Origin of the sequence: Paraburkholderia sp. EG304 (assembly GCF_046543485.1) — a bacterium.
Taxonomy (GTDB): Bacteria; Pseudomonadota; Gammaproteobacteria; order Burkholderiales; family Burkholderiaceae; genus Paraburkholderia; species Paraburkholderia youngii.
In genome coordinates, this window is record NZ_JBKGUA010000010.1 from 195,078 (window position 1) to 221,069 (window position 25,992).

24 protein-coding genes are annotated in these 25,992 nt (G+C 64.1%); 3 read left to right on the forward strand and 21 right to left on the reverse strand.

The features are described from left to right. Nucleotides 1-175 precede the first annotated feature (175 nt). On the forward strand, nt 176-1,462 hold the full coding sequence (locus ACLFKU_RS15060; RefSeq protein WP_410849603.1) for a D-amino acid dehydrogenase: 1,287 nt from the start codon (nt 176-178) through the stop codon (nt 1,460-1,462). 140 nt (nt 1,463-1,602) lie between these two features. On the opposite strand, the gene ACLFKU_RS15065 is transcribed toward ACLFKU_RS15060, so the two are convergent. The 6 genes from ACLFKU_RS15065 to ACLFKU_RS15090 form a co-directional block, all read right to left on the reverse strand. Next, nucleotides 1,603-3,393, reverse strand: a complete 1,791-nt coding sequence (locus tag ACLFKU_RS15065; protein WP_410849604.1) for an acyl-CoA dehydrogenase — start codon at nt 3,391-3,393, stop codon at nt 1,603-1,605. A 97-nt stretch (nt 3,394-3,490) separates the two neighbouring features. Then, a complete protein-coding gene (locus ACLFKU_RS15070) occupies nt 3,491-4,438 on the reverse strand; it encodes an electron transfer flavoprotein subunit alpha/FixB family protein (protein WP_368624094.1) in 948 nt (315 codons plus the stop codon). A 13-nt stretch (nt 4,439-4,451) separates the two neighbouring features. Further along, nucleotides 4,452-5,201, reverse strand: coding sequence for an electron transfer flavoprotein subunit beta/FixA family protein (locus ACLFKU_RS15075; RefSeq protein WP_410849605.1), 750 nt, complete (start codon nt 5,199-5,201; stop codon nt 4,452-4,454). Nucleotides 5,202-5,437: 236 nt separating this feature from the next. Beyond that, nucleotides 5,438-6,235, reverse strand: coding sequence for a MetQ/NlpA family ABC transporter substrate-binding protein (locus tag ACLFKU_RS15080; RefSeq protein WP_410849606.1), 798 nt, complete (start codon nt 6,233-6,235; stop codon nt 5,438-5,440). 48 nt (nt 6,236-6,283) lie between these two features. Beyond that, the gene (locus ACLFKU_RS15085) at nt 6,284-6,937 is read right to left on the reverse strand and encodes a methionine ABC transporter permease (protein WP_410849607.1); all 654 of its coding nucleotides are present in this window, start codon (nt 6,935-6,937) and stop codon (nt 6,284-6,286) included. Next, complete coding sequence (locus ACLFKU_RS15090; protein ID WP_410849608.1) at nt 6,927-7,961, reverse strand: methionine ABC transporter ATP-binding protein; 1,035 nt, start codon at nt 7,959-7,961, stop codon at nt 6,927-6,929. Before ACLFKU_RS15090 ends, ACLFKU_RS15085 begins: the two co-directional genes overlap by 11 nt. A gap of 238 nt (nt 7,962-8,199) precedes the next feature. On the opposite strand from ACLFKU_RS15090, the gene ACLFKU_RS15095 reads away from it, so the two are divergent. Beyond that, on the forward strand, nt 8,200-9,105 hold the full coding sequence (locus ACLFKU_RS15095) for an alpha/beta hydrolase (RefSeq protein ID WP_410849609.1): 906 nt from the start codon (nt 8,200-8,202) through the stop codon (nt 9,103-9,105). 27 nt (nt 9,106-9,132) lie between these two features. Here ACLFKU_RS15095 and ACLFKU_RS15100 read toward each other — a convergent pair whose 3' ends face one another. Both ACLFKU_RS15100 and ACLFKU_RS15105 read right to left on the reverse strand, forming a co-directional pair. Beyond that, nucleotides 9,133-9,942, reverse strand: coding sequence for an enoyl-CoA hydratase (locus ACLFKU_RS15100; protein WP_410849610.1), 810 nt, complete (start codon nt 9,940-9,942; stop codon nt 9,133-9,135). Between the two features lie 3 nt (nt 9,943-9,945). Further along, nucleotides 9,946-10,869: a histone deacetylase family protein gene (locus ACLFKU_RS15105; RefSeq protein WP_410849611.1), complete on the reverse strand. Its 924-nt coding sequence runs from the start codon at nt 10,867-10,869 to the stop codon at nt 9,946-9,948. Between the two features lie 334 nt (nt 10,870-11,203). On the opposite strand from ACLFKU_RS15105, the gene mltB reads away from it, so the two are divergent. After that, nucleotides 11,204-12,382 (forward strand): lytic murein transglycosylase B, encoded by a 1,179-nt coding sequence (gene mltB, locus ACLFKU_RS15110; protein ID WP_410849612.1) that lies wholly within the window; start codon nt 11,204-11,206, stop codon nt 12,380-12,382. A gap of 112 nt (nt 12,383-12,494) precedes the next feature. Here mltB and cysM read toward each other — a convergent pair whose 3' ends face one another. From cysM to hisC, 13 genes are all read right to left on the reverse strand, one after another. Continuing rightward, the gene (gene cysM, locus ACLFKU_RS15115) at nt 12,495-13,397 is read right to left on the reverse strand and encodes a cysteine synthase CysM (RefSeq protein ID WP_368586771.1); all 903 of its coding nucleotides are present in this window, start codon (nt 13,395-13,397) and stop codon (nt 12,495-12,497) included. A gap of 238 nt (nt 13,398-13,635) precedes the next feature. Beyond that, on the reverse strand, nt 13,636-14,010 hold the full coding sequence (locus ACLFKU_RS15120; RefSeq protein ID WP_410849613.1) for a ComEA family DNA-binding protein: 375 nt from the start codon (nt 14,008-14,010) through the stop codon (nt 13,636-13,638). A gap of 78 nt (nt 14,011-14,088) precedes the next feature. Then, entirely contained in the window at nt 14,089-15,081 is a 993-nt protein-coding gene (gene rfaD, locus ACLFKU_RS15125; RefSeq protein WP_410849614.1) for an ADP-glyceromanno-heptose 6-epimerase, read from the reverse strand. Between the two features lie 97 nt (nt 15,082-15,178). Further along, nucleotides 15,179-16,186 (reverse strand): D-glycero-beta-D-manno-heptose-7-phosphate kinase, encoded by a 1,008-nt coding sequence (gene rfaE1, locus ACLFKU_RS15130; protein ID WP_410849615.1) that lies wholly within the window; start codon nt 16,184-16,186, stop codon nt 15,179-15,181. Continuing rightward, on the reverse strand, nt 16,152-17,555 hold the full coding sequence (locus ACLFKU_RS15135) for a UDP-glucose dehydrogenase family protein (RefSeq protein ID WP_410849616.1): 1,404 nt from the start codon (nt 17,553-17,555) through the stop codon (nt 16,152-16,154). Before ACLFKU_RS15135 ends, rfaE1 begins: the two co-directional genes overlap by 35 nt. Before the next feature lie 126 nt (nt 17,556-17,681). Continuing rightward, the gene (gene lapB, locus ACLFKU_RS15140; RefSeq protein ID WP_368586775.1) at nt 17,682-18,857 is read right to left on the reverse strand and encodes a lipopolysaccharide assembly protein LapB; all 1,176 of its coding nucleotides are present in this window, start codon (nt 18,855-18,857) and stop codon (nt 17,682-17,684) included. Between the two features lie 70 nt (nt 18,858-18,927). Continuing rightward, entirely contained in the window at nt 18,928-19,221 is a 294-nt protein-coding gene (locus tag ACLFKU_RS15145) for a lipopolysaccharide assembly LapA domain-containing protein (protein WP_368586776.1), read from the reverse strand. Nucleotides 19,222-19,519: 298 nt separating this feature from the next. Further along, nucleotides 19,520-19,843 (reverse strand): integration host factor subunit beta, encoded by a 324-nt coding sequence (locus tag ACLFKU_RS15150; protein WP_006050255.1) that lies wholly within the window; start codon nt 19,841-19,843, stop codon nt 19,520-19,522. Nucleotides 19,844-19,864: 21 nt separating this feature from the next. Next, entirely contained in the window at nt 19,865-21,598 is a 1,734-nt protein-coding gene (rpsA, locus tag ACLFKU_RS15155; RefSeq protein WP_008921410.1) for a 30S ribosomal protein S1, read from the reverse strand. 162 nt (nt 21,599-21,760) lie between these two features. Then, on the reverse strand, nt 21,761-22,447 hold the full coding sequence (gene cmk / locus ACLFKU_RS15160) for a (d)CMP kinase (RefSeq protein ID WP_368586777.1): 687 nt from the start codon (nt 22,445-22,447) through the stop codon (nt 21,761-21,763). 45 nt (nt 22,448-22,492) lie between these two features. Further along, entirely contained in the window at nt 22,493-23,797 is a 1,305-nt protein-coding gene (aroA, locus tag ACLFKU_RS15165; protein ID WP_368586778.1) for a 3-phosphoshikimate 1-carboxyvinyltransferase, read from the reverse strand. Nucleotides 23,798-23,815: 18 nt separating this feature from the next. After that, nucleotides 23,816-24,757: a prephenate dehydrogenase gene (locus tag ACLFKU_RS15170; RefSeq protein WP_368586779.1), complete on the reverse strand. Its 942-nt coding sequence runs from the start codon at nt 24,755-24,757 to the stop codon at nt 23,816-23,818. Nucleotides 24,758-24,816: 59 nt separating this feature from the next. After that, nucleotides 24,817-25,938 carry a histidinol-phosphate transaminase gene (gene hisC / locus ACLFKU_RS15175; protein ID WP_410849617.1) on the reverse strand — a complete coding sequence of 374 codons (1,122 nt, stop codon included), beginning with the start codon at nt 25,936-25,938 and terminating at the stop codon, nt 24,817-24,819. Nucleotides 25,939-25,992 lie beyond the last annotated feature (54 nt).

The window sequence follows — 25,992 nt, forward strand, 5'->3', positions numbered from 1 at the left end:
TTTTGCTGAAAATGATGAAAATACGATAACAAAACCTGCTTCACTGTTAATAGTATAGCGGTTATCACTGGGCAGACGGCATTTCACCTCACGTTGCAGCTCGTTGAATCGAATCAGATCGAATCCATCGAAGCGCGCGTTGCCCTCACTCAATTCTTGGATATCTGGAGCAGCTATGCGAGTCGTCGTTTTGGGCAGTGGCGTCGTCGGTGTAACGAGCGCGTACTACCTCGCGCGCGCCGGTCACGAAGTGACCGTCATCGATCGCGAGGCCGGCCCGGCGCTCGAAACCAGCTTTGCCAACGCGGGCCAGATCTCGCCGGGCTACGCGTCGCCGTGGGCCGCGCCGGGCGTGCCGCTGAAGGCCGTCAAATGGATGTTCCAGAAGCACGCGCCGCTCGCGATCCGCCTCGACGGCACCACATTCCAGCTGCAATGGATGTGGCAGATGCTGCAGAACTGCACAGCGCCGCGCTATGCGGTGAACAAGGGCCGCATGGTGCGGCTCGCCGAATACAGCCGCGACTGCCTGCAAGCGCTGCGCGCCGACACCGGCATCCAGTACGAAGGCCGCACCGGCGGCACGCTGCAGGTATTTCGCACGCAGCAGCAGTTCGACGGCGCAGCGAAAGACATCGCCGTGCTGCAGGAAGCCAACGTGCCGTACGAACTGCTGAGCGCCGACCAACTCGGCAAGGCCGAACCGGCGCTCGCCGCGGTGTCGCACAAGCTCACCGGCGGCCTGCGCCTGCCGGGCGACGAAACCGGCGACTGCCAGATGTTCACGACGCGCCTCGCGGCGCTCGCCGAGCAGCTGGGCGTCAAGTTCCGCTACAACACGCCGATCGACGCGCTCGCGATGACGGGCGGCCGCATCGCCGGCGTGCAGTGCGGCGGCGAACTGGTGCGCGCGGATTCGTTCGTGGTCGCGCTCGGCTCGTACTCGACGCGCTTCCTCGACGGCATCGTGAAGATTCCGGTCTATCCGCTGAAGGGTTATTCGATCACCGCGCCGATCGTCGACTCGGCTGCCGCGCCGGTGTCGACCGTGCTGGACGAGACCTACAAGATCGCGATCACGCGCTTCGATGACCGGATTCGCGTGGGCGGCATGGCTGAGGTCGTCGGCTTCGACAAATCACTGCGCGAGGCGCGCCGCAAGACGCTCGAGCTTTCGGTGAACGACCTGTTCCCGGGCGGCGGCGACACGTCGAAGGCAACGTTCTGGACCGGTCTGCGGCCGATGACGCCGGACAGCACGCCGATCGTCGGCCGCACGCCGGTGCCGAACCTGTTCCTGAACACCGGCCACGGCACGCTCGGCTGGACGATGTCGTGCGGCTCCGGCCAGTTGCTCGCCGACCTGATGTCGGGCAAGCAACCGGCGATTCGCGCAGACGATCTGTCGGTGCATCGCTATCTCGGCGAGACGGCGGGCGAACATCGGCCGGCGTATGCGTGAGTTCTAGCGCGTGCGCTAACGCGGCATTGGCCGCAAGCGCACGCGGCAACAAACAGCAACTGCAAAAACAAACGGCGCCTTGCGAGGCGCCGCTTGTTTTTCAAGGTGTCGCCGCAATCGCGGCAGGCATCGAGGCATGCTCAGAACTGGTCTTCCGACAAAGCCAGCACGCCCTCGCCACCCTTCGCGCTGACGATCGCCACTTCGAGCGCCGCCGCCTGCGGCAGCACATGCTCGGCGTAAAACCGCGCGGTCGCGATCTTCGCGTCATGAAACGCGGGATCCTCGTCGCGCCTCGCCGCCGCGGCAAGCTGCGCACGGGCCATCTGCCAGCCGCCCAACACGATGCCGGCGAGCTTCAGATAGGGCACGCTGCCCGCGAACACCGCATTCGGATCGCCCTTCGCATTCGCGACGACGAAATCGACGACCGAGCCGAGCGCACGCTGACCCTCAGCGAGTTGCGTCCGCATCGACGCGAACGCCGCGCCCTGCTGCGCGCCGAGCGCTTCAACCGTTTCGGCGATGCCAGCGAGCAGTTCCTTCGCGACCTTGCCGCCGTCGCGCAGCGTCTTGCGACCGATCAGGTCGTTGGCCTGGATCGCGGTCGTGCCTTCGTAGATCGGCAGAATGCGCGCGTCGCGGTAGTACTGCGCGGCGCCGGTTTCCTCGATGAAGCCCATGCCGCCATGCACCTGCACGCCGAGGCTCGTCACGTCGATCGACAGCTCCGTGCTCCAGCCCTTCACGATCGGCACCAGGTATTCGTAGATCGCCTGATGCTTCGCGCGCGTCGCTTCGTCGGGATGACGATGCGCGATATCGCAATGCGCGGCCGCGACGTACGCGAGCGCGCGCGACGCCTCGGTAAGGCTGCGCATCGTCGACAGCATGCGGCGCACGTCCGGGTGCTGGATGATCGCGACCGACTGCTTCGCGGAGCCATCGACGGGACGGCTCTGCACGCGCTCCTTCGCATACGCGACCGCCTTCTGATACGCGCGATCCGAGATCGCGACCCCTTGCATGCCGACCGCGAAACGCGCGGCATTCATCATGATGAACATGTATTCGAGGCCGCGATTCTCTTCACCGATCAGCTGGCCGAGCGCGCCGCCGTGATCGCCGAACTGCAGCACCGCGGTCGGGCTCGCCTTGATGCCGAGCTTGTGCTCGATCGACACGCAATGCACATCGTTGCGCTCACCGAGCGAGCCGTCCTGGTTGACGAGAAACTTCGGCACGAGGAACAGCGAAATGCCCTTTACACCATCGGGCGCGTTGGGCGTGCGCGCAAGGACGAGATGGACGATGTTCTTCGCCATGTCGTGCTCGCCCCAGGTAATGAAAATCTTCGTGCCGAACAGCTTGAACGAACCGTCGGCCTGCGGCTCGGCGCGCGTGCGCACGAGCGCGAGATCCGAGCCCGCCTGAGGCTCGGTCAGGTTCATCGTGCCGGTCCATTCGCCCGAGGTCAGCTTCGGCACGAAGGTCTGTTTCTGCGCTTCGCTGCCGGCGGTCAAGAGTGCTTCGATCGCGCCGTCGGTCAGCAAAGGACACAACGCGAACGACAGATTCGACGCGTTGAGCATTTCGACGCATGGCGTCCCGATCAGCTTCGGCAGCCCCTGCCCTTCATAGTCGAGCGGATGCTGCACACCCTGCCAGCCGCCTTCGGTGAACTGGCGGAACGCGTCTCTGAAACCGGGCGTCGCGGTGACGACGCCATCCTTCCAGCTGCTCGGGTTGCGATCGCCGTCGACGTTCAACGGCGCCAGCACTTCGCCGCACAGTTTCGCCGACTCGCCGAGCACGGCCCGCGCCGTGTCGAGGTTTGCGTCTTCGAAGCCGGGCAGCTTCGCGATGTCTTCGAGTCCGGCCAGTTCTTTCATCACGAACAGCATGTCCTTGATGGGCGCCGTATAGCTCATTTCGGTTTCCTCCCTTGATATGCAAAAAGGGCGCGGGACTCGGTCGGTCCTGCGCCCTTCGCTTATTTTCGGCGGCCTGTTTCAGCCGCCGCGGCGCTTAGCCGAGTTCCTTCACGAGTTCCGGCACGAGGGCGAACAGATCGCCGACGAGGCCGTAGTCGGCCACGCTAAAGATCGGCGCTTCTTCGTCCTTGTTGATCGCGACGATGACCTTCGAGTCCTTCATACCGGCGAGATGCTGGATCGCACCCGAGATGCCGACCGCGACGTACAGTTGCGGCGCGACGATCTTGCCGGTCTGGCCGACCTGATAGTCGTTCGGCACGAAGCCCGCGTCGACGGCTGCGCGCGATGCGCCCAGCGCCGCGCCGAGCTTGTCGGCCAACGGCTCGAGCACCTTCGTGTAGTTCTCGCCATTGCCGAGGCCCCGGCCACCCGACACGATGATCTTCGCGCTCGTCAGTTCCGGCCGATCGAGCTTCGTCACTTCCCGGCTCACGAATTGCGAGATGCCTGCGTCGGCTGCGGCTTCGATCTTTTCGACCGCTGCGCTGCCGCCTTCGGCCGCGACGGCGTCGAAACCGGTCGAGCGCACGGTGATGACCTTGATCGGATCAGCCGATTGCACGATCGCAATGGCGTTGCCCGCGTAGATCGGACGCTCGAACGTGTCGGCGCTGTCCACCGCGGTGATGTCGCTGATCTGCGCGACGTCGAGCTTCGCGGCGATCCGCGGCGCGACGTTCTTGCCGTACGCGGTAGCCGGCGCGAGGATGTGCGTGTAGTTCCTGGCCGCATCCTGCACAAGCGTCAGCACCGTCGCTTCGACGTTTTCCGCGAGACCCGCTTCGAGTTGCGGCGCGTCGGCGAGCAGTACCTTGCTGACGCCGGCGATCTTCGCTGCGGCATCGGCAGCAGCCTGCGCGTTATGCCCCGCGACCAGCACGTGAATCTCACCGCCGATCTTCTGTGCCGCTGCGATCGTATTCAGCGTCGCGGCCTTGATCGACGCATTGTCGTGTTCTGCAATTACCAGATTCGTCATTTCTTGCGTCTCCTCACAGCACCTTGGCTTCGTTCTTCAGCTTCTCGACCAGCGTCTTTACGTCCGGCACCTTCACACCGGCGGAGCGCTTCGGAGGCTCGGCGACTTTCAGCGTCTTCAGACGCGGCGTGACATCCACGCCGAGGTCTTCGGGCTTCACCGTTTCGAGCGGCTTTTTCTTGGCCTTCATGATGTTCGGCAGCGTCACGTAGCGCGGCTCGTTCAGGCGCAGATCGGTCGTCACCACGGCCGGCAGCGTCAGCGACAGCGTTTCCGCGCCGCCATCCACTTCGCGCGACACCGTCGCCTTGCCGTCCGCCACGACCACCTTCGACGCGAACGTCGCCTGCGGCAGGTTCGCGAGCGCGGCGAGCATCTGGCCGGTCTGGTTGGAGTCGTCGTCGATGGCCTGTTTGCCGAGGATTACCAGCTGCGGCTGTTCCTTGTCGACCAGCGCCTTGAGCAGCTTGGCAACGGCCAGCGGCTGCAGGTCTTCGTTCGATTCGATCAGGATCGCGCGGTCCGCGCCGATCGCGAGCGAGGTGCGCAGCGTTTCCTGCGATTGCGTGACACCGGCCGACACGGCGATCACCTCGGTCGCGACGCCCGCTTCCTTCAGACGCACGGCTTCTTCAACCGCGATTTCGTCGAACGGATTCATCGACATTTTCACGTTCGCAATATCGACGCCCGTACCGTCCGATTTCACGCGGACCTTCACGTTGTAGTCGACCACTCTTTTCACTGGCACCAGAATTTTCATGCACACGCTCCAAAGTTACGAATACGTCAACCCGACAAACATTATAGCGACTGCCCTCATGGCAGCCGTGTCGCGGGCGCTTTGCGGAAGGATATCGCTCCTCCGCGGCTTGACGGCAATATCGAACGATCGTTCTATTTTAATCTCTAAAAAACCCGGGAGACAACCCCGGGTTCCGACTCCGACCTCTAATTTCGCATTGCCGTCGTGTTCTGCCAGGTCCGTGGACCATCGCATCACCAGGAAGTGATCACCGAGCCGCCGAATTTGCTGTCGACGAACTGCTTCACTTCCGGCGAGTGGTACGCCGCGACGAGCTTCGCGACCCACGGCTTGTTCTTGTCCGCTTCGCGAATCGCGATCACGTTCACGTACGGACCCTTGGGGTCTTCGATGGCGATCGCGTCCTGCTTCGGCTTGAGGCCTGCTTCCATCGCGAAGTTGGTGTTGATCGCGGCGGCATCGACGTCGCCCAGCGAACGCGGAATCTGCGCCGCATCGAGCTCGACGATCTTCAGCCTCTTCGGATTGTCGACGATGTCGAGCGGCGTCGCCTTCAGGCCGGCATCGGCGCGCAGCTTCAGCAAGCCCTGCTTCTGCAGCAACAGAAGCGCGCGGCCGCCGTTGGTCGGGTCGTTCGGCACGGCGATCTTCGCGCCCGGCTGCAGTTCGGCGAGCGACTTCACCTTCTTCGAGTAGATGCCCATCGGGAACGTGACCGTATCGGCGATACGGATCAGCTTGTAGCCACGGTCCTTCACCTGCGCCTGCAAGTACGGGTCGTGCTGATAGCTGTTCGCGTCCAGATCGCCGCTCGCGAGCGCCGCGTTCGGCTGCACGTAATCGGAAAATTCGACGATCTTGATGGTGAGGCCGTTCTTCGCGGCGACCGTCTTCACGACGTCCATGATCTGCGCGTGCGGGCCGCCGGTGACGCCGACCTTGATCGTGTCGTCGGCATGCGCCGCGGTGGTGGCGAAAAGCGTTGCCGCGCCGAGCGCGGCAGCCAGCGTGAGAATGAAGCGACGTTGCATGATGGACCTTTTCCGAATCTCTATTAGCGGGCTTCCGAACGCCCTTGTTTATTTATGGCTCAAACGACGCACGAGCCAATCCCCAAACGACTGCACCAGTTGCACGAACACGATCAGGATCAGCACGACCGCGAGCATCACTTCCGGCAGGAAGCGCTGATAGCCGTAGCGGATACCGAGGTCGCCAAGACCACCGCCGCCGATCGCGCCCGCCATCGCCGAATAGCCGACCAGCGATACGAACGTGATCGTCAACCCGGCGACTACGCCCGGCAGCGATTCCGGCAGCAGCACCTTGAAGACGATCTGGCTGGTGGTCGCGCCCATCGCCTGGGCCGCCTCGATGAGCCCGCGATCGACCTCGCGCAGCGCCGTCTCGACCAGACGCGTGATGAACGGCGCCGCGGCGATGGTCAGCGGCACGATCGCGGCCGCGGTGCCGATCGACGACCCGACGACGAGCCGCGTAAACGGAATCACCGCGACCAGCAGGATGATGAACGGTGTGGAGCGCACCGCATTGACGATCACGCCCATCACGCGATTCACCGCGACGTTTTCGAGCACGCCCTGGCGGTCGGTCAGATACAGCAGCACGCCGAGCGGAACGCCAACCACGGCGCCAATCAGTCCGGAGATGCCGACCATGATCAGCGTCTCCCAGAACGACTGGACGAACATATCGAACATTTCACTCAACATGCGAGAGCTCCTCCACTACGACACCCTGCTCGCGCAGAAACGTGATCGCCTGCGCGACCTTGGCCGGATCGCCGCCCGCCAGAACCGCGAGCGAGCCGAACGCCTGCCCCTGGATTTCATCGATCTGGCCGTGCAGGATATTGAAGTCGAGTTCGTAGCGGCGAATCGTCTCCGACAGGATCGGCTGATCGACGCCCGAACCGGTGAACGCGAGGCGCAGCAGATGGCCGCTGCCGGTCTTCAGGCGCTGTGCGACGCGCGCCTTCATGGCGGGCGGCAAATCTTGCGCGATCACGTCGCCGATCAGCGCGCGCGTGACTTCGTGGTGCGGCTGCAGGAACACCTCGATCACCTTGCCCTGTTCGACGACGCGGCCCGCGTCGAGCACCGCGACGCGATCGCAGACCTGCTTGATCACGTCCATCTGGTGAGTGATCAGCACGACCGTCAGGTTCAGTTCGCGGTTGATGCGCTTCAGCAGATCAAGAATGGCGCGCGTGGTTTCGGGATCGAGAGCGGAGGTCGCCTCGTCCGACAGCAGCACCTTCGGCTTGCTCGCGAGCGCCCGCGCGATACCCACACGCTGCTTCTGCCCACCGCTGATCTGCGCCGGATAACGGTCTTTCTGCGCCGACAGACCGACGAGCTCGAGCAGCGGCAGCACGTTCGCCTCGATTTCGTCGCGCTTCATGCCGGCCAGTTCGAGCGGCAGCGCGACGTTCTCGTACACGGTGCGCGACGACAACAGATTGAAGTGCTGGAAGATCATACCGATCTCGCGACGCGCGTCGCGCAGTTGCGCGGCGGGCAGCGTCGTCAGATCGCGGCCGTTGACGAGGATGTTGCCCTCGGATGGGCGCGTCAGCAGGTTGATCGTGCGCACGAGCGTGCTCTTGCCGGCGCCGCTGCGGCCGATGATGCCGAACACCTCGCCCGCCGGAATTGTCAGATTGACGTTGTGCAGCGCCTCGACCCAGCCCCGGGGTCCGGCGAACCGCTGGGAAACATTGCGTATTTCGATCATGGACAAACGAAAACGGCGGAGGCTGCCGGCGAGCGTCGTGCTCCCGACAAGCGGCCGCCGTTTCTTTTATTGGGATTTAAGGTCGCCATTCTACCGCAGCGGCGACATACCGTTTAATAATCAATTCCGATCTTTTCATAACCACAGGGCATTAGAGCCGCGTGTTATGCACAAAGCTCGCGCGCATCGCGCCGCTGCGACTATGATCGGGCCACCCCCTTCCGCACAGGCTGCCGCCATGCAGACTTCCCCGAGCCACACCGTGCGCGCGAGCGCCGGCAGTCTTAATAAAGACGCGCCGCAGCGCGCGTCGGTCACGACCGGCGATGGCATCGAGTTGCCACTGTATCGCTGGCAGCCGAACGGGCCGATACGGGCGACGGTCGCGCTGCTGCACGGTCTCGCCGAGCATGCCGGCCGTTACGCGGCCGTAGCGGACCGGCTCAACGCGGCGGGCATCGAACTCGTCGCGATCGATCTGCGCGGCCACGGCCACGCGCCCGGCAGGCGCGTTTATGTGAAACGCTTCGACGACTACCTGCTCGATGCGCAGGCGCTGCTCGACGCCGCCGCGCAAAGCTGCGCGCCGCTATTCCTGATGGGTCACAGCATGGGTGGCGCGGTGGCCGCGCTGTACGCGATCGAACGTCTCGACGCGAGCGGGCGGCGCCTGAGTGGTCTGATCCTGTCGAGCCCCGCGCTTGCGCCGGGGCGCGATGTGCCGAAATGGATGCTCGCGCTGAGCCAGGTGATCAGCCGCGTCTATCCGGGCTTCCCGGCGATGAAGATCGACCCGGCGCTGCTGTCGCGCCTTCAGCCGGTGGTCAAAGCCAATCTCAACGATCCGCTCGTGCATCACGACGCGATTCCGGCGCGCACGGGCGCCGAGCTGCTGCTCGCGATGACGCGCATCGAACGTGGCCGCGCGGGGCTGCGCATGCCGCTGCTCGTGTTTCATGGCACCGAAGACAAATTGACCGAGCCCGACGGCAGCCGCGCGTTCGGCGAGCACGCGGGCTCGCCTGACAAGACGCTCACGCTGCACGAGGGCAGCTATCACGAGACGATGAACGACCTCGACCGCGATCGGGTGATCGCGGCGTTGGTCGATTGGATCGAAAGACGGTCGGTGGGACGAAGTTGAAAAGATGCGGCGCCGGCTAGCCGTCGGCTAGCGCTTCCATTCCGGCGCGCGTTTGTCGATGAAAGCCTGCACGCCTTCGAGCGCCGAGTCGTCCATCATGTTGCAGGCCATCGTCTGCCCGGCGAGCTGGTACGCGGCCTCGATGCCCATTTCGAGCTGGCGGTAGAACAGGCCCTTGCCCGCGCTGACCGCTTCGACCGGCTTCGCGCAGATGCTCGCGGCGAGCCGCGCGACTTCGTCGTCGAGCGCATCGGCTGGGGCGACGCGGTTCACGAGCCCCTGCTTGCGGGCTTCGGCAGCGTCGATGAAATCGCCGGTCAGCAGCATTTCGAGCGCGGCCTTGCGCGACAGGTTGCGCGACAGCGGCACCGATGGTGTCGCACAGAACAATCCGAGGTTCACGCCCGAAACGGCGAAGCGCGCGGTATCGGCGGCGACCGCGAGATCGCACATGGCGACGAGCTGGCAGCCGGCCGCGGTCGCGATGCCGTGCACGCGCGCGATCACCGGCTGCGGCATACGCTGGATTGTCAGCATTAGCTTCGTGCAGCGCGCGAACAACTGCTGGTAGTACGCGAGCGACGGCGCCGCGCGCATTTCCTTCAGATCGTGCCCCGCGCAGAACGCGCGGCCCGCGCCGGCGATCACGACCACGCGAGCATCGGTCTTCGCGATGTCGGTCAGCGTCTGCTGAAGCTCTTCGAGCAGCGCTTCGGACAGCGCGTTGAACGCATCGGGCCGGTTCATCGTTACGCGCACGACGCCCGGTACCTGATACGCGTCGCGTTCGATCGTGACCAGCGACGCGTCGCCGCTATTGACGGGGTTGACTTTCATGGCTCAGATCTCCGCGAGCGAGCGCACGTGCGCGACCACGCTGCGCCCGAGCGCCGACAGGTTGTAGCCGCCCTCGAGACAACTGACGATGCGCCCGCGCGCATAGCGCCGCGCGATCTCGCACACCTGGCCCGTAATCCACGCGTAATCGTCTTCGACGAGGCCCATGTTGCCGAGGTCGTCCTCGCGATGCGCGTCGAAGCCGGCCGAGATGAACAGCATCTCCGGCCTGAACTCGTGCAGGCGCGGCAACCACAGCATATCGACCGCTTCGCGCACGGCCATGCCGTTCGAGCGTGCCGGCATCGGCACGTTGCACATGTTGGACGCCTGATTGTCGGCGCCGGTGAACGGATAGAACGGGTGCTGAAAGATGCTGCACATCAGCACGCGCGGGTCGCCCGCGAATGCGGCCTCGGTACCGTTGCCGTGATGCACGTCGAAGTCGATGATGGCGACCCGCGCGAGACCATGCACGTCGAGCGCGTGGCGGGCGGCGATCGCGACGTTGTTGAAGAAGCAGAAGCCCATCGCGCGCGCCGGCTCCGCGTGATGGCCGGGCGGGCGCACGCTGCAGAACGCGTTGTCGTAGCGGCCTTCGATCACCGCGTCGGTGGCGGCGACCGCCGCGCCCGCCGCGCGCAACGCGGCCCGCAACGTGTGCGGATTCATCGTCGTGTCGGGATCGATTTCGGCGACGCCCTCGAGCGGCGAGCGACCGCGGATGTAGTCGACGTGCGCCTGCGTGTGCACGCGCAGCAGCGCGGCCTCGTCGACGAGCGGCGCCGGCTCGCGCTCGATCAGCGCGTCGATGCGGCTCGCGATCAGCTGATCCTCGATCGCCTGCAGCCGCGCGGGGCACTCGGGATGCCACTGTCCCATGTCGTGCAGCAGACAGTCGGGGTGGGAATAGAAACCTGTTGCCATAGTTCGTGTTGTGCGTCTCTTCTACGGCGCGGCGCATCAACTGCGCGCGCGGCGTGTCTCCGTCGAGCGGCGCGCGCCCCCGCGCGCCTACATTCGTCAAGTTACCACACGACGCCGCTGTCGCCGATTCAGCACGGTTTTGCGGGAGCCGTCGGGTATACTTCCCCGACCCGTTATTCGCCGTTTCGTTCCTGCCGCTTTCCGACTGCTTCCAGCCTTTCACGCATCGCGCTCACTGCTCACCATGACCGTCAAGCTTGCTCTGTCCGCAGGATCCCCACGCAACCGGCTTCGCCTCAACACCCTCGCCGCCTCACTGACCGTCGCATCGTGCATGTTCATCGCAGCAAATCCCGCGAGCGCACAAAGCGCCGCGCGCAAAGCCTCGGTGCAGCTCGCGCAGAGCCAGCCGCAACAGCCGGTACCGCAAGGGCAAACGTTTGAGGAAGAGATCATTCCGCAGCGCTATGCGAACAACGCGAACGTCGATGCGTTCATCAACGAGATGGTCGCGCGCTACGATTTCGACGAAGCGTCGCTGCACGCGTTGTTCGCCAGCGTCAGCTACTCGGCGACCGCGGTGAAGCTGGTCACGCCGTCGCTGACTCCGTCGGTCAAGAACTGGCGCTCGTATCAGGCGCGCTTCCTCGACCCGGTGCGCATCAACGCCGGCGTGCAGTTCTGGCGCGAGAACCGGGCCACGCTGCAGCGCGCGTATCAGGAGTTCGGCGTGCCGCCGGAGATGGTCGTCGGCATCATCGGCGTCGAGACGATCTACGGGCGCTACATGGGTAATTTCCGCGTGCTCGATGCGCTGACCACGCTGAGCTTCGACTATCCGAACACCGCGAATCGCGCGGACCGCCAGGCGACCTTCCGCAAGAATCTCGAAGACTACCTGGTGTGGACGCGCGATGCGCAGATCGACCCGAACACGGTGCTCGGCTCGTACACGGGCGCGATCGGCATTCCGCAGTTCCTGCCGAGCAGCATCGTCCAGTACGCGGTCGACTACGAGGGCAACAAGCACATCGATCTGCGCACGAGTGATGCCGACGCGATCGGCAGCGTCGCGAACTATCTGCGCCAGAACGGCTGGGAAAGCGGCCGGCCGGTGGTATGGCGAATCGGCTCGGACGCGGGCAGCCTCGGTGTCGCGCAGGCGGCGGCCACTGGGCAGCCGGAGCCGCACTGGCCGCTCGACCAGTTGCTGCGCGCCGGCCTCGTGCTGAACGAGCCGAACGTCGACATTGCTTCCGAAGCGGGTACGCCGGTCACGGTGGTCGATCTGCCGACGCCGGGGCGCGGCACCGAGTTCGTGCTCGGCCTGAAGAACTTCTACGTTCTCACCCGCTACAACCGCAGCTTCTTCTATGCGCTCGCGGTGTATCAGCTCGGTCAGAAGGTCAAGGCGCAGATGGAAGCGATCGACACGGCGAATGCCGCGAAAGCGGCCAACAATGGCGGCGCGTCGCAAGGTGGGGCGAATCAGTCGAACTCGAATTCGCAGTGAGTCGCACCGCGAGTCGCCGTGCGCGCCTCGCGTTGAAAGACGTAAAAAAAGCGCCGGCTCGACCGGCGCTCTTTATTGGCTCGTGCGCCCCCGAAGGCGCCCGCCGACCCGCTTATGCGGGAAATACTCCCGTGGACAGATACCGGTCGCCGCGATCGCAGACGATGAAAACGATGGTCGCGTTCTCGACCTGACGCGCGATGCGAAGTGCGACTTCGCACGCACCACCCGACGAAATGCCCGCGAAGATGCCTTCGACCGATGCCAGGCGGCGCGCCATTGCCTCGGCCGCAGATTGGCTGACGTTCTCCACACGGTCGACGCGGCTACGGTCGAAGATTTTCGGCAGATACGCTTCCGGCCACTTGCGAATACCCGGGATACGCGAGCCCTCTTCCGGCTGCGCGCCGATGATTTCGATCTGCTGATTCTGCGTTTTCAGATACGTGGATACGCCCATGATCGTGCCGGTCGTGCCCATCGACGACACGAAGTGCGTGATGCGTCCTTCCGTGTCACGCCAGATTTCCGGGCCGGTGCCTTCGATGTGAGAAGCCGGATTGTCCGGGTTCGCGAACTGATCGAGGATGATGCCCTTGCCTTCGCGCTGCATCTGCTCCGCGAGATCGCGCGCGTACTCCATGCCGCCTTTGACCGGCGTCAGAATGATTTCCGCACCGTAGGCGGCCATGCTCTGACGGCGCTCCACCGACAGATCTTCCGGCATGATGAGCACCATCTTGTAGCCGCGGACCGCCGCTGCCATTGCGAGTGCAATGCCGGTATTGCCGCTGGTCGACTCGATCAGCTTGTCGCCCGGCTTGATGCGCCCGCGCGCCTCGGCCTTCTTGATCATCGACAATGCCGGACGGTCCTTCACCGAACCCGCCGGATTGTTGCCCTCGAGCTTCGCGAGGATCACATTGTTGCGGCTGCGGATCTCGTCGTCTGGAAGCCGGACGAGTTGTACGAGCGGCGTGTTGCCGACCGTGTCTTCAATCGTTTTGTATGCCATATGGGGTCTAGCGATCGATGCGCGAAAGAGTGTCTTTAATCCATCGATTCTAAACCACGATCTCCGGCGCTGCCCTGCAGCCCTTCTGTCCGCATGGATGCATGCCGCTTGCTGCGCAAAAAGCCCGCGGCTGCGAGCCGCGGGACGTGATGTGTGCAAATCGAAGCAATGGGATGTTCGCGGACCCTGCGCGCCGCAAGCCGCTCGTCAGCATCGCACGCGCAAGGCTCGCGGCCGCTTACTTCTTCACCGCCACTGCGGCGGCGCCCTTCTGCGCGGCGGCGGGCGCGGCCGCAGCGGCCGGCTCCCTGCCCGCTGCAGCTGCCGCAACCTGCGTGCTAGCAGCCGCGCCAGCCGGTCCGACAGCGAGACCCTCCGCTTGCAGGCGCTCGATGGTGTGCCCGCCCATGCCCTTAACGCGCTTGCCGAGATCGGCCGCGTCCTTGAACGGGCCGTGCGCATTACGTTCGTCGACGATCGCTTTGGCTTTTGCCGGACCGATGCCCTTGATGCCGCGCAGCGCGTCTTCGTTAGCCGTGTTGACGTCGACCGCCGCATACGCGTGGCCGAAAGCGGCGAGCATCGCCGCGGTAACCAGTACTTTTCGAAACATATTGGAATCTCCCTGTTGCCACTGGCCGGCGACCATCACCGGCCAGGAGATTCCAGTTTAAAGAGGACGGCGTACTAATTACACCTGGCCGAACAGCCAGCGCACGTAACGATCGACACCTTCCTGAACGCTCAGAAACGGCGCGTCGTAGCCGGCCGCGCGCAGCTTCGACTGATCGGCCTGCGTGAAGCACTGATACTTGCCGCGCAGCGCGTCGGGGAACGGAATGTATTCGATCAGCCCGCGTTGCACCTGATCCGCGAGCGCCAGCGCCGGCTCGTTGTTCAGCGCGCGCAGCGTGTTGACCACGGTGCTCGCGATGTCGTTGAACGGCTGTGCGCGGCCGGTGCCGAGATTGAAAATGCCGGACTTCTCCGGATGATCGAAGAAGAACAGATTGACCTTGACGACGTCTTCGACGGAGATGAAATCGCGTGTCTGCTCACCGGCGGCATAGCCGTTGTATTCGCCGAACAGCTTGACCTTGCCCTCGGCACGGAACTGGTTGAAGTTGTGAAACGCGACCGATGCCATGCGCGCCTTATGCGTTTCGCGCGGACCGTACACGTTGAAATAACGGAAGCCCACGATCTGGCTTTTGGCCGTGGGCAGCACGCGGCGAATCACCTGGTCGAACAGGAACTTCGAATAACCGTACACGTTGAGCGGCTGCTCGACCTCGCGCTCCTCGACGAAGCGGCTCGAACCGCCATACGTCGCTGCCGACGACGCATACAGGAACTGGACGTCCTGCGCGAGGCAGATGTCGAGCACGTCGCGGCTATAGCGGTAGTTGTTGTCCATCATGTAGCGGCCGTCGGTTTCCATCGTGTCCGAGCAGGCGCCTTCGTGGAAGATCGCGCGCACTTTGCCGAAGTCGCCGCGCCTGAAGCGCTCGACGAATTCGGTTTTGTCGAGATAGTCGTCGATTTCGCAGTCGACCAGATTCCTGAACTTGTCCGCGCGCGTGAGGTTGTCGACCGCGATGATGCGTTGTTCGCCGCGCTCGTTGAGCGCCTTCACGAGATTGCTGCCGATAAAACCGGCCGCGCCGGTGACGATGACGGTCATGATGATCCTGCCGTAGTGAGCTTTGTAGTGAGCTTCGTTCAGTCAACGCCGCGCGGGGTTCGCTGGTCCGTCGGACGACGGCGCCCCGCGGGCTGCATCAGGAGAAGAGTTCGTCGTAGTCGACGGTGGCGGTGCCCAGTTTGCCGACCACGATGCCGGCCGCGCGATTCGCGAGTCCGACCGCGTCGACGAGCGAAAGACCCGCGCCGAGCATCGCGGCAAGCGTCGCGATCACGGTGTCGCCCGCGCCCGAGACATCATACACTTCGCGTGCAACGGCCGACGCGTGCAGGATGCCATCGTCGGCGAAGAGTGTCATGCCCTCCTCTGAGCGCGTCAGCAGCAGCGCCTTGAACTGGAGTTCGGCACGCAGCTTCGTGACGCGCGCGATCAGGTCTTCCTCGGACTTCCATTGTCCGACGACCTCGCGCAATTCCGCGCGATTCGGCGTGATCAGCGTCGCGCCGCGATAGCGCTCCCAGTCGTCGCCCTTCGGATCGACGAGCACCGGTTTGCCAGCCGCGTGCGCCTTCGCGATCATTTGCGTGACGTGCGTGAGGCCGCCCTTCGCGTAGTCGGACATCAGGATCACGTCGTGCGACGGCAACAGCTCGTCGAAACGCGCAAGCCCAGCGAGCAGCACTTCATGCGCCGGCGAGTTTTCGAAATCGACGCGCAGCAATTGCTGCTGACGCGACAGCACGCGCAGCTTGATCGTCGTCAGCAAGGCCGGATCGCGTTCGAGATGCGGCGTCACGCCGCTTTCGTCGAGCAGCTGCACGATGCGCTCGCCGGGTTCGTCGTGACCGACCACGCACAGCAGACCCGCTTGCGCGCCGAGCGCGACCGCGTTGCGCGCGACGTTCGCCGCGCCGCCCAAGCGATCTTCCTGGCGCTGCACGTGCACGACCGGCACGGGTGCCTCCGGAGAGATGCGGTTGACGTCGCCGAACCAGTATCGGTCGAGCATCACGTCGCCGACCACCAGCACGCGCGCCGCGTTGAGCTGCCCGCGCGGCACGACCTGGAGCTTCTGCGCCGTGGTGGACGCGGGCGCCGCGGGCATGGCCTCAGGCATCGGCCGGAAGTTCAGAGGGTTGGGCATAGGGGCGTCCAATAGCGTGGTAGTCGATCCCGAGCTCGATCATCGCGTCCGGCTCGTATAGATTGCGGCCGTCGAAAATCAGCGGTGTCTTCAGCACCGATTTCAGGTGCCCGAAATCAGGACTCTTGAACTCCTTCCATTCGGTCACGATGACGAGCGCGTCGGCGCCGGTCAGCGTTTCATCCTGAGTGTTCGTGAACGTGAGACGTGCGAGTTGCTCGGGCGCCGCATGCAGATCCATCGCGAAGACGCGCTGCGCCTCGGTCACGGCGACCGGATCGTACGCGCGCACGTTCGCGCCGCGCGCGAGCAGCTCGCCGATCACGCGACGGCTCGGCGCCTCGCGCATGTCGTCCGTATTCGGCTTGAACGCGAGGCCCCACACCGCGAACGTGCGGCCGCTCAGATCCTCGCCGAGCTTTGCGGCGATCTTGTTCACGAGCACGTCCTTCTGCTGGTCGTTCACTTCCTCGACCGCCTCGAGAATGCGCAAGTTGTGGCCGCTCTCGCTCGCGGTGCGGATCAGCGCCTGCACGTCCTTCGGGAAGCAGGAGCCGCCGTAGCCGCAGCCCGCGTACAGGAAGTGATAGCCGATGCGCGGATCGGAACCGATGCCGCGGCGCACCGCCTCGATGTCGGCGCCGACCTTGTCGGCGAGATTCGACATCTCGTTCATGAACGAGATGCGCGTGGCGAGCATCGCGTTGGCCGCGTACTTGGTGAATTCGGCCGAGCGCACGTCCATGTACAGCGTGCGTTCGTGATTGCGGTTGAACGGCGCGTACAGACGCTTCATCATTTCGCGCGCGCGTGCGCCCGCTTCGTCTTCGTCGATACCGATCACGATACGGTCGGGGCGCATGAAGTCGTCGACGGCCGCCCCTTCCTTCAGGAACTCGGGGTTCGACACGACCGAGAAGCGATGCTGCGCGCTGCCGGCGAGCCCGCGCTTCGCGAGTTCTTCGTTGATCACGGCGCGCACGCGTTGTGCGGTGCCGACCGGCACCGTCGATTTGTCGACGATCACCTTGAAGCCGTTCATCGTGCGGCCGATGTTGCGTGCGGCTTCCAGCACGTATTGCAGGTCGGCGGAGCCGTCTTCGTCGGGCGGCGTGCCGACCGCGATGAACTGCACGTCGCCGTGCGCGACGCTCGCCGCGACATCGGTCGAGAACGTGATGCGGCCGGCCGCGCGCGTGCGGGCGATCATCTCCTGCAAGCCCGGTTCGTGAATCGGCACGCCGCCTTTGTTGAGGATGTCGATCTTGCGCTGATCGACGTCGAGACAGAAGACGTCGTTGCCGATTTCGGCGAGACACGCGCCGGTGACAAGGCCCACATAGCCGGTGCCGATAATGGTGATTTTCATACGCTGTCCGGTAGATGGTTCCGGTGATGAATGCCGCTCATGAGGCCGGCGATAAACTCGTTGCGAAATTCGCGGGGCGCTTGCGCGGCAATCAACGCCGACGCGGCCACAGCCGCCCGTGCGGCGTCAGTTCGACGCGGCAATCGGCTCGACGCGGCGCGGCGCATAGGTTTCCCAACCGCTGCATCCCGGGCACTGCCAGTAGAAAAGCCGGGCCCTGAAACCACAATTCTGACACGTATAGCGTGGCAGATTTTTGGTGCGCTGGCGGATCAGTGTGCGCATCAGTTCGAGCTCGCTGCGTCGCGGCTCTTCGGCAACGGCCTGCTGCGCTTCGAGCAGACGCGTCATGCCGGCCAGATTCGGCGACTTCTGCATCTGCGTGCGGGCGAGCGCATGCGCAGCATCGGCGCCGCGCAGCGACGCGACGTGCTGATACGCAACGTCGAGCAGATCGTTGCTCGGATGACGATCGACCCACGTGGTTAGCAGATCGGCGCCCTCGTGCGCGCGGCCGAGCGCTTCATACGCCTTCATGATCTTCTCGGCGACGAGCGGAAGATACGCGGGGTTCTGCTCCTCCACGCGGCGCCATTGCCCGATCGCCGCTTCCGGCGCGCCGCCGGCCGCGTCGACATCGCCGAACAGGATCGTCGCACGCACGTTGGTCGGGCTCGCCTGCAGCGCGAGGCTGAGCTGATGACGCGCTTCGTCCGGCTTCTTCTGCTGCAGCGCTTCCTGCGCAAGTTCGCAGTGGAACTGTGCGATTTCCTTGTCGAGCGACGGTGCGCCCATCGTTTCGAGGTGCCGCGCAGTATCGATCGACTTGACCCAGTCCTTCTCGATCTCGTAGATCGTCAACAGCGCGCGTTGAGCACCCAGTGCGTAATCGCCCGCCTGCAGCGAGCGGAAAGTTTCCTCGGCACGGTCGAGCAGACCCGCTTTCAGGAAGTCCTGGCCGAGTTCGTACAGCGCGTGATCGCGCTCGTTGACCGGCAGGTCCGCGCGGCTCAGCAGATTTTGATGCACGCGAATCGCGCGGTCAGTTTCACCGCGCCGACGGAACAGATTGCCGAGCGCGAAATGCAATTCGACGGTTTCAGGGTCGAGCTTGACGACTTCGATGAATGCGTCGATCGCCTGGTCGGGCTGCTCGTTGAGCAGAAAGTTCAGACCGCGAAAATACGACCGCGGCAGGTTGGCGCTTTCGGACAGCAGCGTCTTGAGGTCGTAGCGCGCCGCCATCCAGCCGAACGCGAACGCGACGGGTATGACCAGCAGCCACCAGAAGTCTAGATCCATGCGATTAATGCAAATGTGCGGAAAAGCGAAAACGAAAAGCCGCGTTCAGAGCCGCGCGGCGCAAGACAGCTCAGATTAGCGGCGGCATCGGCGGCTGCTCTACCACGGCGGGAGTTTCGCGCGCCACGCGCAATTCCCGCCTGAGCCGGCCGTTCTCCATGCGCAGACGCACGACGGCCGGCATCGCCGACACGAGCCCCGCGAGCAAGCCGATCACGAAAAACGCGAGGCCGATCAGAATCAGAGGCGCCGACCAGACGTAGCCGGCGAGGAAATTCAGCGTAGCGGGTTGCGTGTTGGAGAGCGCGAGCACGAGCAGCAGCACGAACACCAGCACACGTAGCAGCCAGACGATAAATTTCATGAATAGATCTCTTCACGGCAGTTGCGGGGGGACGCCGGCTTGATGACGCGTCGCGCCACGGTGTTGCCCGCGCCGAAGTGACCCGTATTGTAATGGATGCCCTTGCGGCTGGGCAGCAAGTGACGGAATGCAGGACTTACGGGCAATTCGCGAAATGCAAAAGGCCGCAGCGGAAGGCGCCACTTCTTAAATGATGGACGAAAAAAAAGCGCCCGAAGGCGCTTTTCCTGGTCTTTTGCCTACTGGCTTTGGCCGCTGACGCTAGCTATGCCACGCTGCAAGACACACAGCGGAGTCATTAAAGGTCGTCATCCGGCTCCTCGGCCTTCAGCGGCTCGCCCGCGCGACGATCCACCCGCTCGCGCAATTCCTTGCCCGGCTTGAAGTGCGGTACGTACTTCTCCGGTACCAGCACCTTCTCGCCCGACTTCGGATTGCGTCCGACGCGGGAGGGACGGCGGTTGAGGCCGAAGCTGCCGAAGCCACGAATTTCGATGCGATGACCTTTGGCGAGCGCCTCCGACATCGCATCAAGCATCGTCTTCACCGCGAAATCCGCATCCTTGAGAACAAGTTGCGGAAATCGCGTAGCCAGCTGGGCGACCAATTCCGATTTGGTCATACTGCAGCAGACCTCTCAGGCTTACTGGTTCTGGCCGTCGAGCTTGGCCTTCAGCAGCGCACCGAGGTTCGTCGTGCCGGTAGCAGCTGCGCTCGAATCCGAAGCAGCGAGACCGCGGATGGCTTCCTGCTGCTCAGCCGAATCCTTCGCCTTGATCGACAGGTTGATGCCGCGCGACTTGCGATCGATGTTGATGATCATCGCGTTGACCTTGTCGCCTTCCTTCAGCACGTTGCGAGCGTCTTCCACGCGGTCTTGGGCGATTTCCGAAGCCCGCAGGTAGCCTTCGACTTCACCGGACAGCTGGACCACAGCACCCTTCGCGTCGACCGACTTGACGGTACCGTCGACGACCGAACCCTTGTCGTTCATTGCAACGTAGTTGCTGAACGGGTCGCCTTCGAGCTGCTTGATACCCAGCGAAATACGTTCCTTCTCGACGTCGATGCCGAGAACGATCGCTTCCACTTCGTCGCCCTTCTTGTACTTGCGAACGGCTTCCTCGCCGGTTTCGCTCCACGACAGATCCGACAGGTGAACCAGACCGTCGATGCCGCCCGGCAGACCGATGAACACGCCGAAGTCGGTGATCGACTTGATGGCGCCGCTGATCTTGTCGCCCTTCTTGAAGTTGCGGCTGAAGTCGTCCCACGGGTTCGGCTTGCACTGCTTCATGCCGAGGCTGATACGGCGGCGGTCTTCGTCGATTTCGAGAACCATGACTTCGACTTCGTCGCCCAGCTGGACCACCTTCGACGGAGCAACGTTCTTGTTGGTCCAGTCCATTTCCGACACGTGAACGAGGCCTTCGATGCCCGATTCCACTTCGACGAATGCGCCGTAGTCGGTGATGTTAGTGACCTTACCGAACAGACGCGTGCCCGACGGGTAACGGCGCGAGATGCCTTCCCACGGATCGTCGCCCAGTTGCTTGATACCGAGCGAAACGCGGTTCTTTTCCTGGTCGAACTTGAGGATCTTCGCGGTGACTTCCTGGCCAACCGACAGAACTTCGCTCGGGTGACGCACGCGACGCCATGCGATGTCGGTGATGTGCAGCAGGCCGTCGATACCGCCGAGGTCCACGAACGCGCCGTAGTCGGTGATGTTCTTGACCACGCCTTCGACGATCGCGCCTTCCTTCAGCGTTTCGAGCAGCTTCGCGCGCTCTTCGCCTTGCGTTGCCTCAATGACAGCGCGGCGCGACAGCACGACGTTGTTACGCTTGCGGTCGAGCTTGATGACGCGGAATTCGAGGGTCTTGCCTTCGTACGGGGTCGTGTCCTTGACCGGACGCGTATCAACCAGCGAACCCGGCAGGAACGCGCGGATGCCGTTGACCATCACGGTCATACCGCCCTTGACCTTGCCCGTAATAGTGCCGGTCACGAGTTCGTTGTTGTCCAGCGCCTTTTCCAGCGACAGCCACGAAGCCAGACGCTTCGCCTTGTCACGCGACAGGATGGTGTCGCCATAGCCGTTCTCCAGCGCGTCGATCGCGACGGAAACGAAGTCGCCCGCCTGCACTTCTACCTCGCCCGCGTCGTTCAGGAACTCTTCGAGCGGGATGTAGGCTTCGGACTTCAGACCAGCGTTCACGACCACGAAGTTGTGGTCGACACGCACGACTTCGGCGGAGATCACTTCGCCAGCGCGCATGTCCTGCTTGGTCAGCGACTCTTCGAACAGAGCCGCAAAAGATTCGGTATTCGGGGTAGAGGTTTGCAGGTCGGACATAAAAATCAGAGTTTGCATGGTCTTCGCAACGCCTGGCTCACCGGATCGGTCAGCAACTGCGGCAAATACGCGAACGCCACGCGGGGTTAAAGGGTTAAAAACAACGCTTCGCGACCATCGCGAAGCACCTACCAACAACGGGACTGCCGCTGCTGGCCACTTTTGCGCGACCATTTTCAGTTACGCATGTGGGACCAGCGCTTCATACCATTGCACCACCTGCTCGACCGCCTGGTCGACCGACAATGCGGAGGTATCAAGCAGCTTTGCATCCGCCGCGGGCTTGAGCGGCGCGGCTGCGCGCTGACTGTCACGCTCGTCGCGCTCACGCAAATCCCGGAGCAAGTCATCTATATTAGCAGAAAATCCTTTTTGGATCAATTGCTTATGCCGGCGCATCGCGCGGGCCTCGACGCTCGCGGTCATGAACACCTTCAGCGCGGCGTCCTGGAAGATCACAGTGCCCATGTCGCGGCCGTCGGCGACCAGCCCCGGTTCCTTGCGAAACGCCCGCTGGCGCGCCACCAGCGCGGTTCGCACCGGCGCGTGCACGGCGATTGCCGAGGCGCGGCTGCCCACATCCTCGGCGCGGATTTCCGTCGATACATCGACCCCGTCCAGCTGCGCGAGCCCCTCGCGAAACGTGATGTGGAGGTCGTCGATCAGTTTGACAAGTGCGTCGACGTCGTCCGCTGCAATGCCATAGCGCAGGCTCGCGAGCGCAGCGAGCCGATACAGCGCGCCGCTGTCGAGCAGGTGAAAGCCGAGGTTGGCGGCCACCATCGCGGCCACTGTGCCTTTGCCGGAGGCGCTAGGGCCGTCGATCGCAATGACGGGCGTCTGGTGAAAGGGACGGGTCGGTTTCATCTAAAAATGTCGCACATCGGGGATTGCACGCAAATCCGGGTTGCATCAGGGTTGTGTGAGCGCGGTGAAGCGCTGGAAATAATCGGGGAATGTTTTGCCGACGCACTTCGGGTCGTTGATGCGGATCGGCACGCCGCCCAGGCTCACGAGCGAGAAGCACATCGCCATGCGGTGGTCGTCGTAGGTGTCGATCGCGGCATTCGGGATCAGCTTTTTGGGCGGCGTGACGACGAGGAAATCTTCGCCTTCCTGCACCTTCGCACCGACTTTGCGCAGCTCGGTCGCCATTGCGGCGATGCGGTCGGTTTCCTTCACGCGCCAGCTCGCGATGTTGCGCAGCGTGCTCGTGCCGTCCGCGAACAGCGCGGCGACCGCGATCGTCATCGCGGCATCGGGGATCAGGTTGAAGTCCATGTCGATCGGATCGAGCTTGCCGTGGTCGTTGCCGACGCCACGCACTTCGATCCAGTCGTCGCCCATCTGCAGGTTCGCGCCCATCTTGATCAGCGCATCGGCAAATCCGACGTCGCCCTGGATGCTCGCGCGGCCCACGCCTTCCACTCTTAGCGGCCCACCGCCGAGCGCGCCCGCGGCGAGGAAATACGACGCCGACGACGCATCCCCTTCCACCATGATCGTGCCCGGCGACTGATACCGCTGCCCCGCCGGCACCATGAACTGGTGCCAGCCGTGGCGCTCGACCTCGATGCCGAAGCGCGCCATCAGCTTGATCGTAATCTCGATGTACGGCTTCGAGATCAGCTCGCCGTCGACCTGCACGGTGGTGACGCCGCTCGCGGTGCGCAGCAGCGGCAGCGTCATCAGCAGCGAGGTCAGGAACTGGCTCGACACGTCGCCGCGCACGCGGATCGGCGCGTCGGCCGTGATCTGGGCGGGACGGATGCGCAGCGGCGGATAGCCTTCGTTCTGCTCGTAGTCGACCTTCGCGCCGATCTGGCGCAGGCCGTCGACGAGATCGCCGATCGGCCGTTCGTGCATGCGTGGCACGCCGTGAATCCGGTAGTCGCCGCCGTTCACGGCGAGCGCCGCGGTCAGCGGGCGCACTGCCGTGCCCGCGTTGCCGAGGAACAGGTCGGCCGTACGCGCGGTGAACGCGCCGCGCGTGCCGGTCACGACGCAGGTGTCGCCGTCGCGCTTCAAACGTACGCCGAGCTTTTCGAGCGCGTCGAGCATCACGCGGGTGTCGTCGGAGTCGAGCAGGTTCGTGATCGTCGTCTCGCCTTCGGCGAGCGCAGCGAGCAGCAGCACGCGGTTCGAGATGCTCTTCGAGCCGGGCAGACGAACCGTGCCGGACGCACGGGAAAAAGGTCCGAGATCGAGGAATTCCATGATGTGTCCAGTTTCCGGTTATTTCGACGCGTCGCCGCTGGCCACGCCAGCCGCGCGCTGCTCCTGCCACTGACTGCGTGCGACGCGCGAGCGCGCGAACACGGCTTCGAGCGCGGCGCCGTCGCCGGCTTCGATCGCCGTGCGCAGGCGCGCGAGCACCGCGGTGTACGCGTCGAGCTCATCGAGCAGCGCTACGCGATTGGCGACGCAGACGTCGCGCCACATCTCCGGACTCGACGCAGCGATGCGCGTGAAGTCGCGAAAACCGCCCGCCGCGAACGAGAACTTCAACGCAGCGTCGGGCGAATTGAGGATCTGCTCGACGAGCGCGAACGACAGCACGTGCGGTAAATGACTGACCGACGCGAACACGCGATCGTGCTGCTGCGGCGTCATGTCCCGCACCAAGGCGCCAGTGGCGCGCCACATCGCCGCGACGCGCTCGACCGTGTCCGGCGTATTCTCCGGCAGCGGGCACAGCACGACGTTGCGGTTCACGTACAGATCGGGCAACGCCGCATCGACGCCGCTCGACTCGCGACCGGCGATCGGATGGCCCGGCACGAACTGGCCTATCCGCGCGCCGAGCGCCGCGCGGGCGGCGGCGACCACGTCGGATTTGGTGCTGCCCGCATCGGTGACGATCGTGTTGGCGTCGAGATGCGGCGCGATGCGCTCGAGCAGCGGCTGGGTCTGCGCGACCGGCGCCGCGAGCAGCACGAAGTCCGCGCCCGCGAGGGCGTCGCGCAGCGCGGCGTCGTCGGTGAGTGCCGCGGCACCGTCGATCACCCCGAGCGCCAACGCCTTTTCGCTCGAAGCCGACGACCGTCCGACCCCAACCACCGTGCGCGCCCCGCCAGCCTCGCCGCGTTCACGCAACGCGCGCGCGAGCGATCCGCCGATCAGGCCGACACCGAAAATCACCAGCTTGTTAAAAGAAAACGCGGCCACGTCGCTCACACAATACGGACATTAAGCGCGCCGCTCCTGACGGTCGACACGCGGGATCAAGAAAAGGCTTACGCTGCGTCAGTCTCGGCAAGCGTCTTCTCGAGCGCCGCGAGGAACGCTGCGTTTTCCTCCGGCAAGCCGATCGTGATGCGCAGCCACTGCGGCAAGCCGTAGTTGTCGACCGGTCGCACGATCACGGCCTGCTTCAGCAGCGCAAGGTTCACCCGGGCACCGGCTTTGTCGTCGCTGCCAACGCGCACGAGCACGAAATTGCCTTCGGACGGCACGTATTCGAGGCCGAGCTTGTCGAACGCCTCGGTCAGAAGCGTATAGCCCTGGGCGTTCAGCGCCGCGCTTTTCTGCAGAAACTCGCTGTCGTTCAGCGCCGCAATCGCCGCGGCTTGTGCGAGCGTATTGACGTTAAACGGTTGACGCAGTCGATTCAGCAAATCGGTCAACCCGGGCTGCGCGATCGCGAAGCCGATGCGCAAGCCCGCAAGCCCGAACGCCTTCGAGAACGTACGCGAAACCAGCAGGTTCGGATAGCGGCGCACCCAGTCGATGGAGTCGTAGCGCCTGTCCGCCGACAGATACTCGGTGTACGCCTCGTCGAGCACGACGACCACGTGGCGCGGCACCTTGTCGAGAAACGCCTCGAGCGTCGGGCCGTCGACGAACGTGCCGGTCGGATTGTTCGGATTCGCGACGAACACGAGACGCGTGTCGTCGTCGATTGCGCCGAGCATCGCGTCGAGGTCGTGACCATAGTGCAGCGCGGGCACGACGATCGCGCGCGCGCCGACGCCTTGCGTCGCGAGCGCATAGACCGCGAACGAATACTGCGAGAACACGACCGCCTGGCCCTTCTCGACGAACGCGTGCGCGGCGAGCTCGAGGATGTCGTTGCTGCCGTTGCCGAGGGTGATCCACTCAGCCGGCACGCCGTAGCGCGCGGCGAGCGCCGCCTTCAGCTCGAAACCGTTCGAGTCCGGATAGCGGCCGAGATCGGCGATCGCCTGCGCCATCGCGTGCTGCGCGGATTCCGGCATGCCGAGCGGATTCTCGTTCGATGCCAGCTTCACGATGCTCGCCTCGTCGAGACCGAACTCGCGGGCCACTTCCGAAATCGGCTTGCCGGCGATGTACGGCGCGATCGCGCGCACATAGGAAGGGCCGAAAGACGCTGTCATGAAAATCTCCGAACGACGATGGATAGTGAAACCTGCTTTCGGGCAACGCACGCG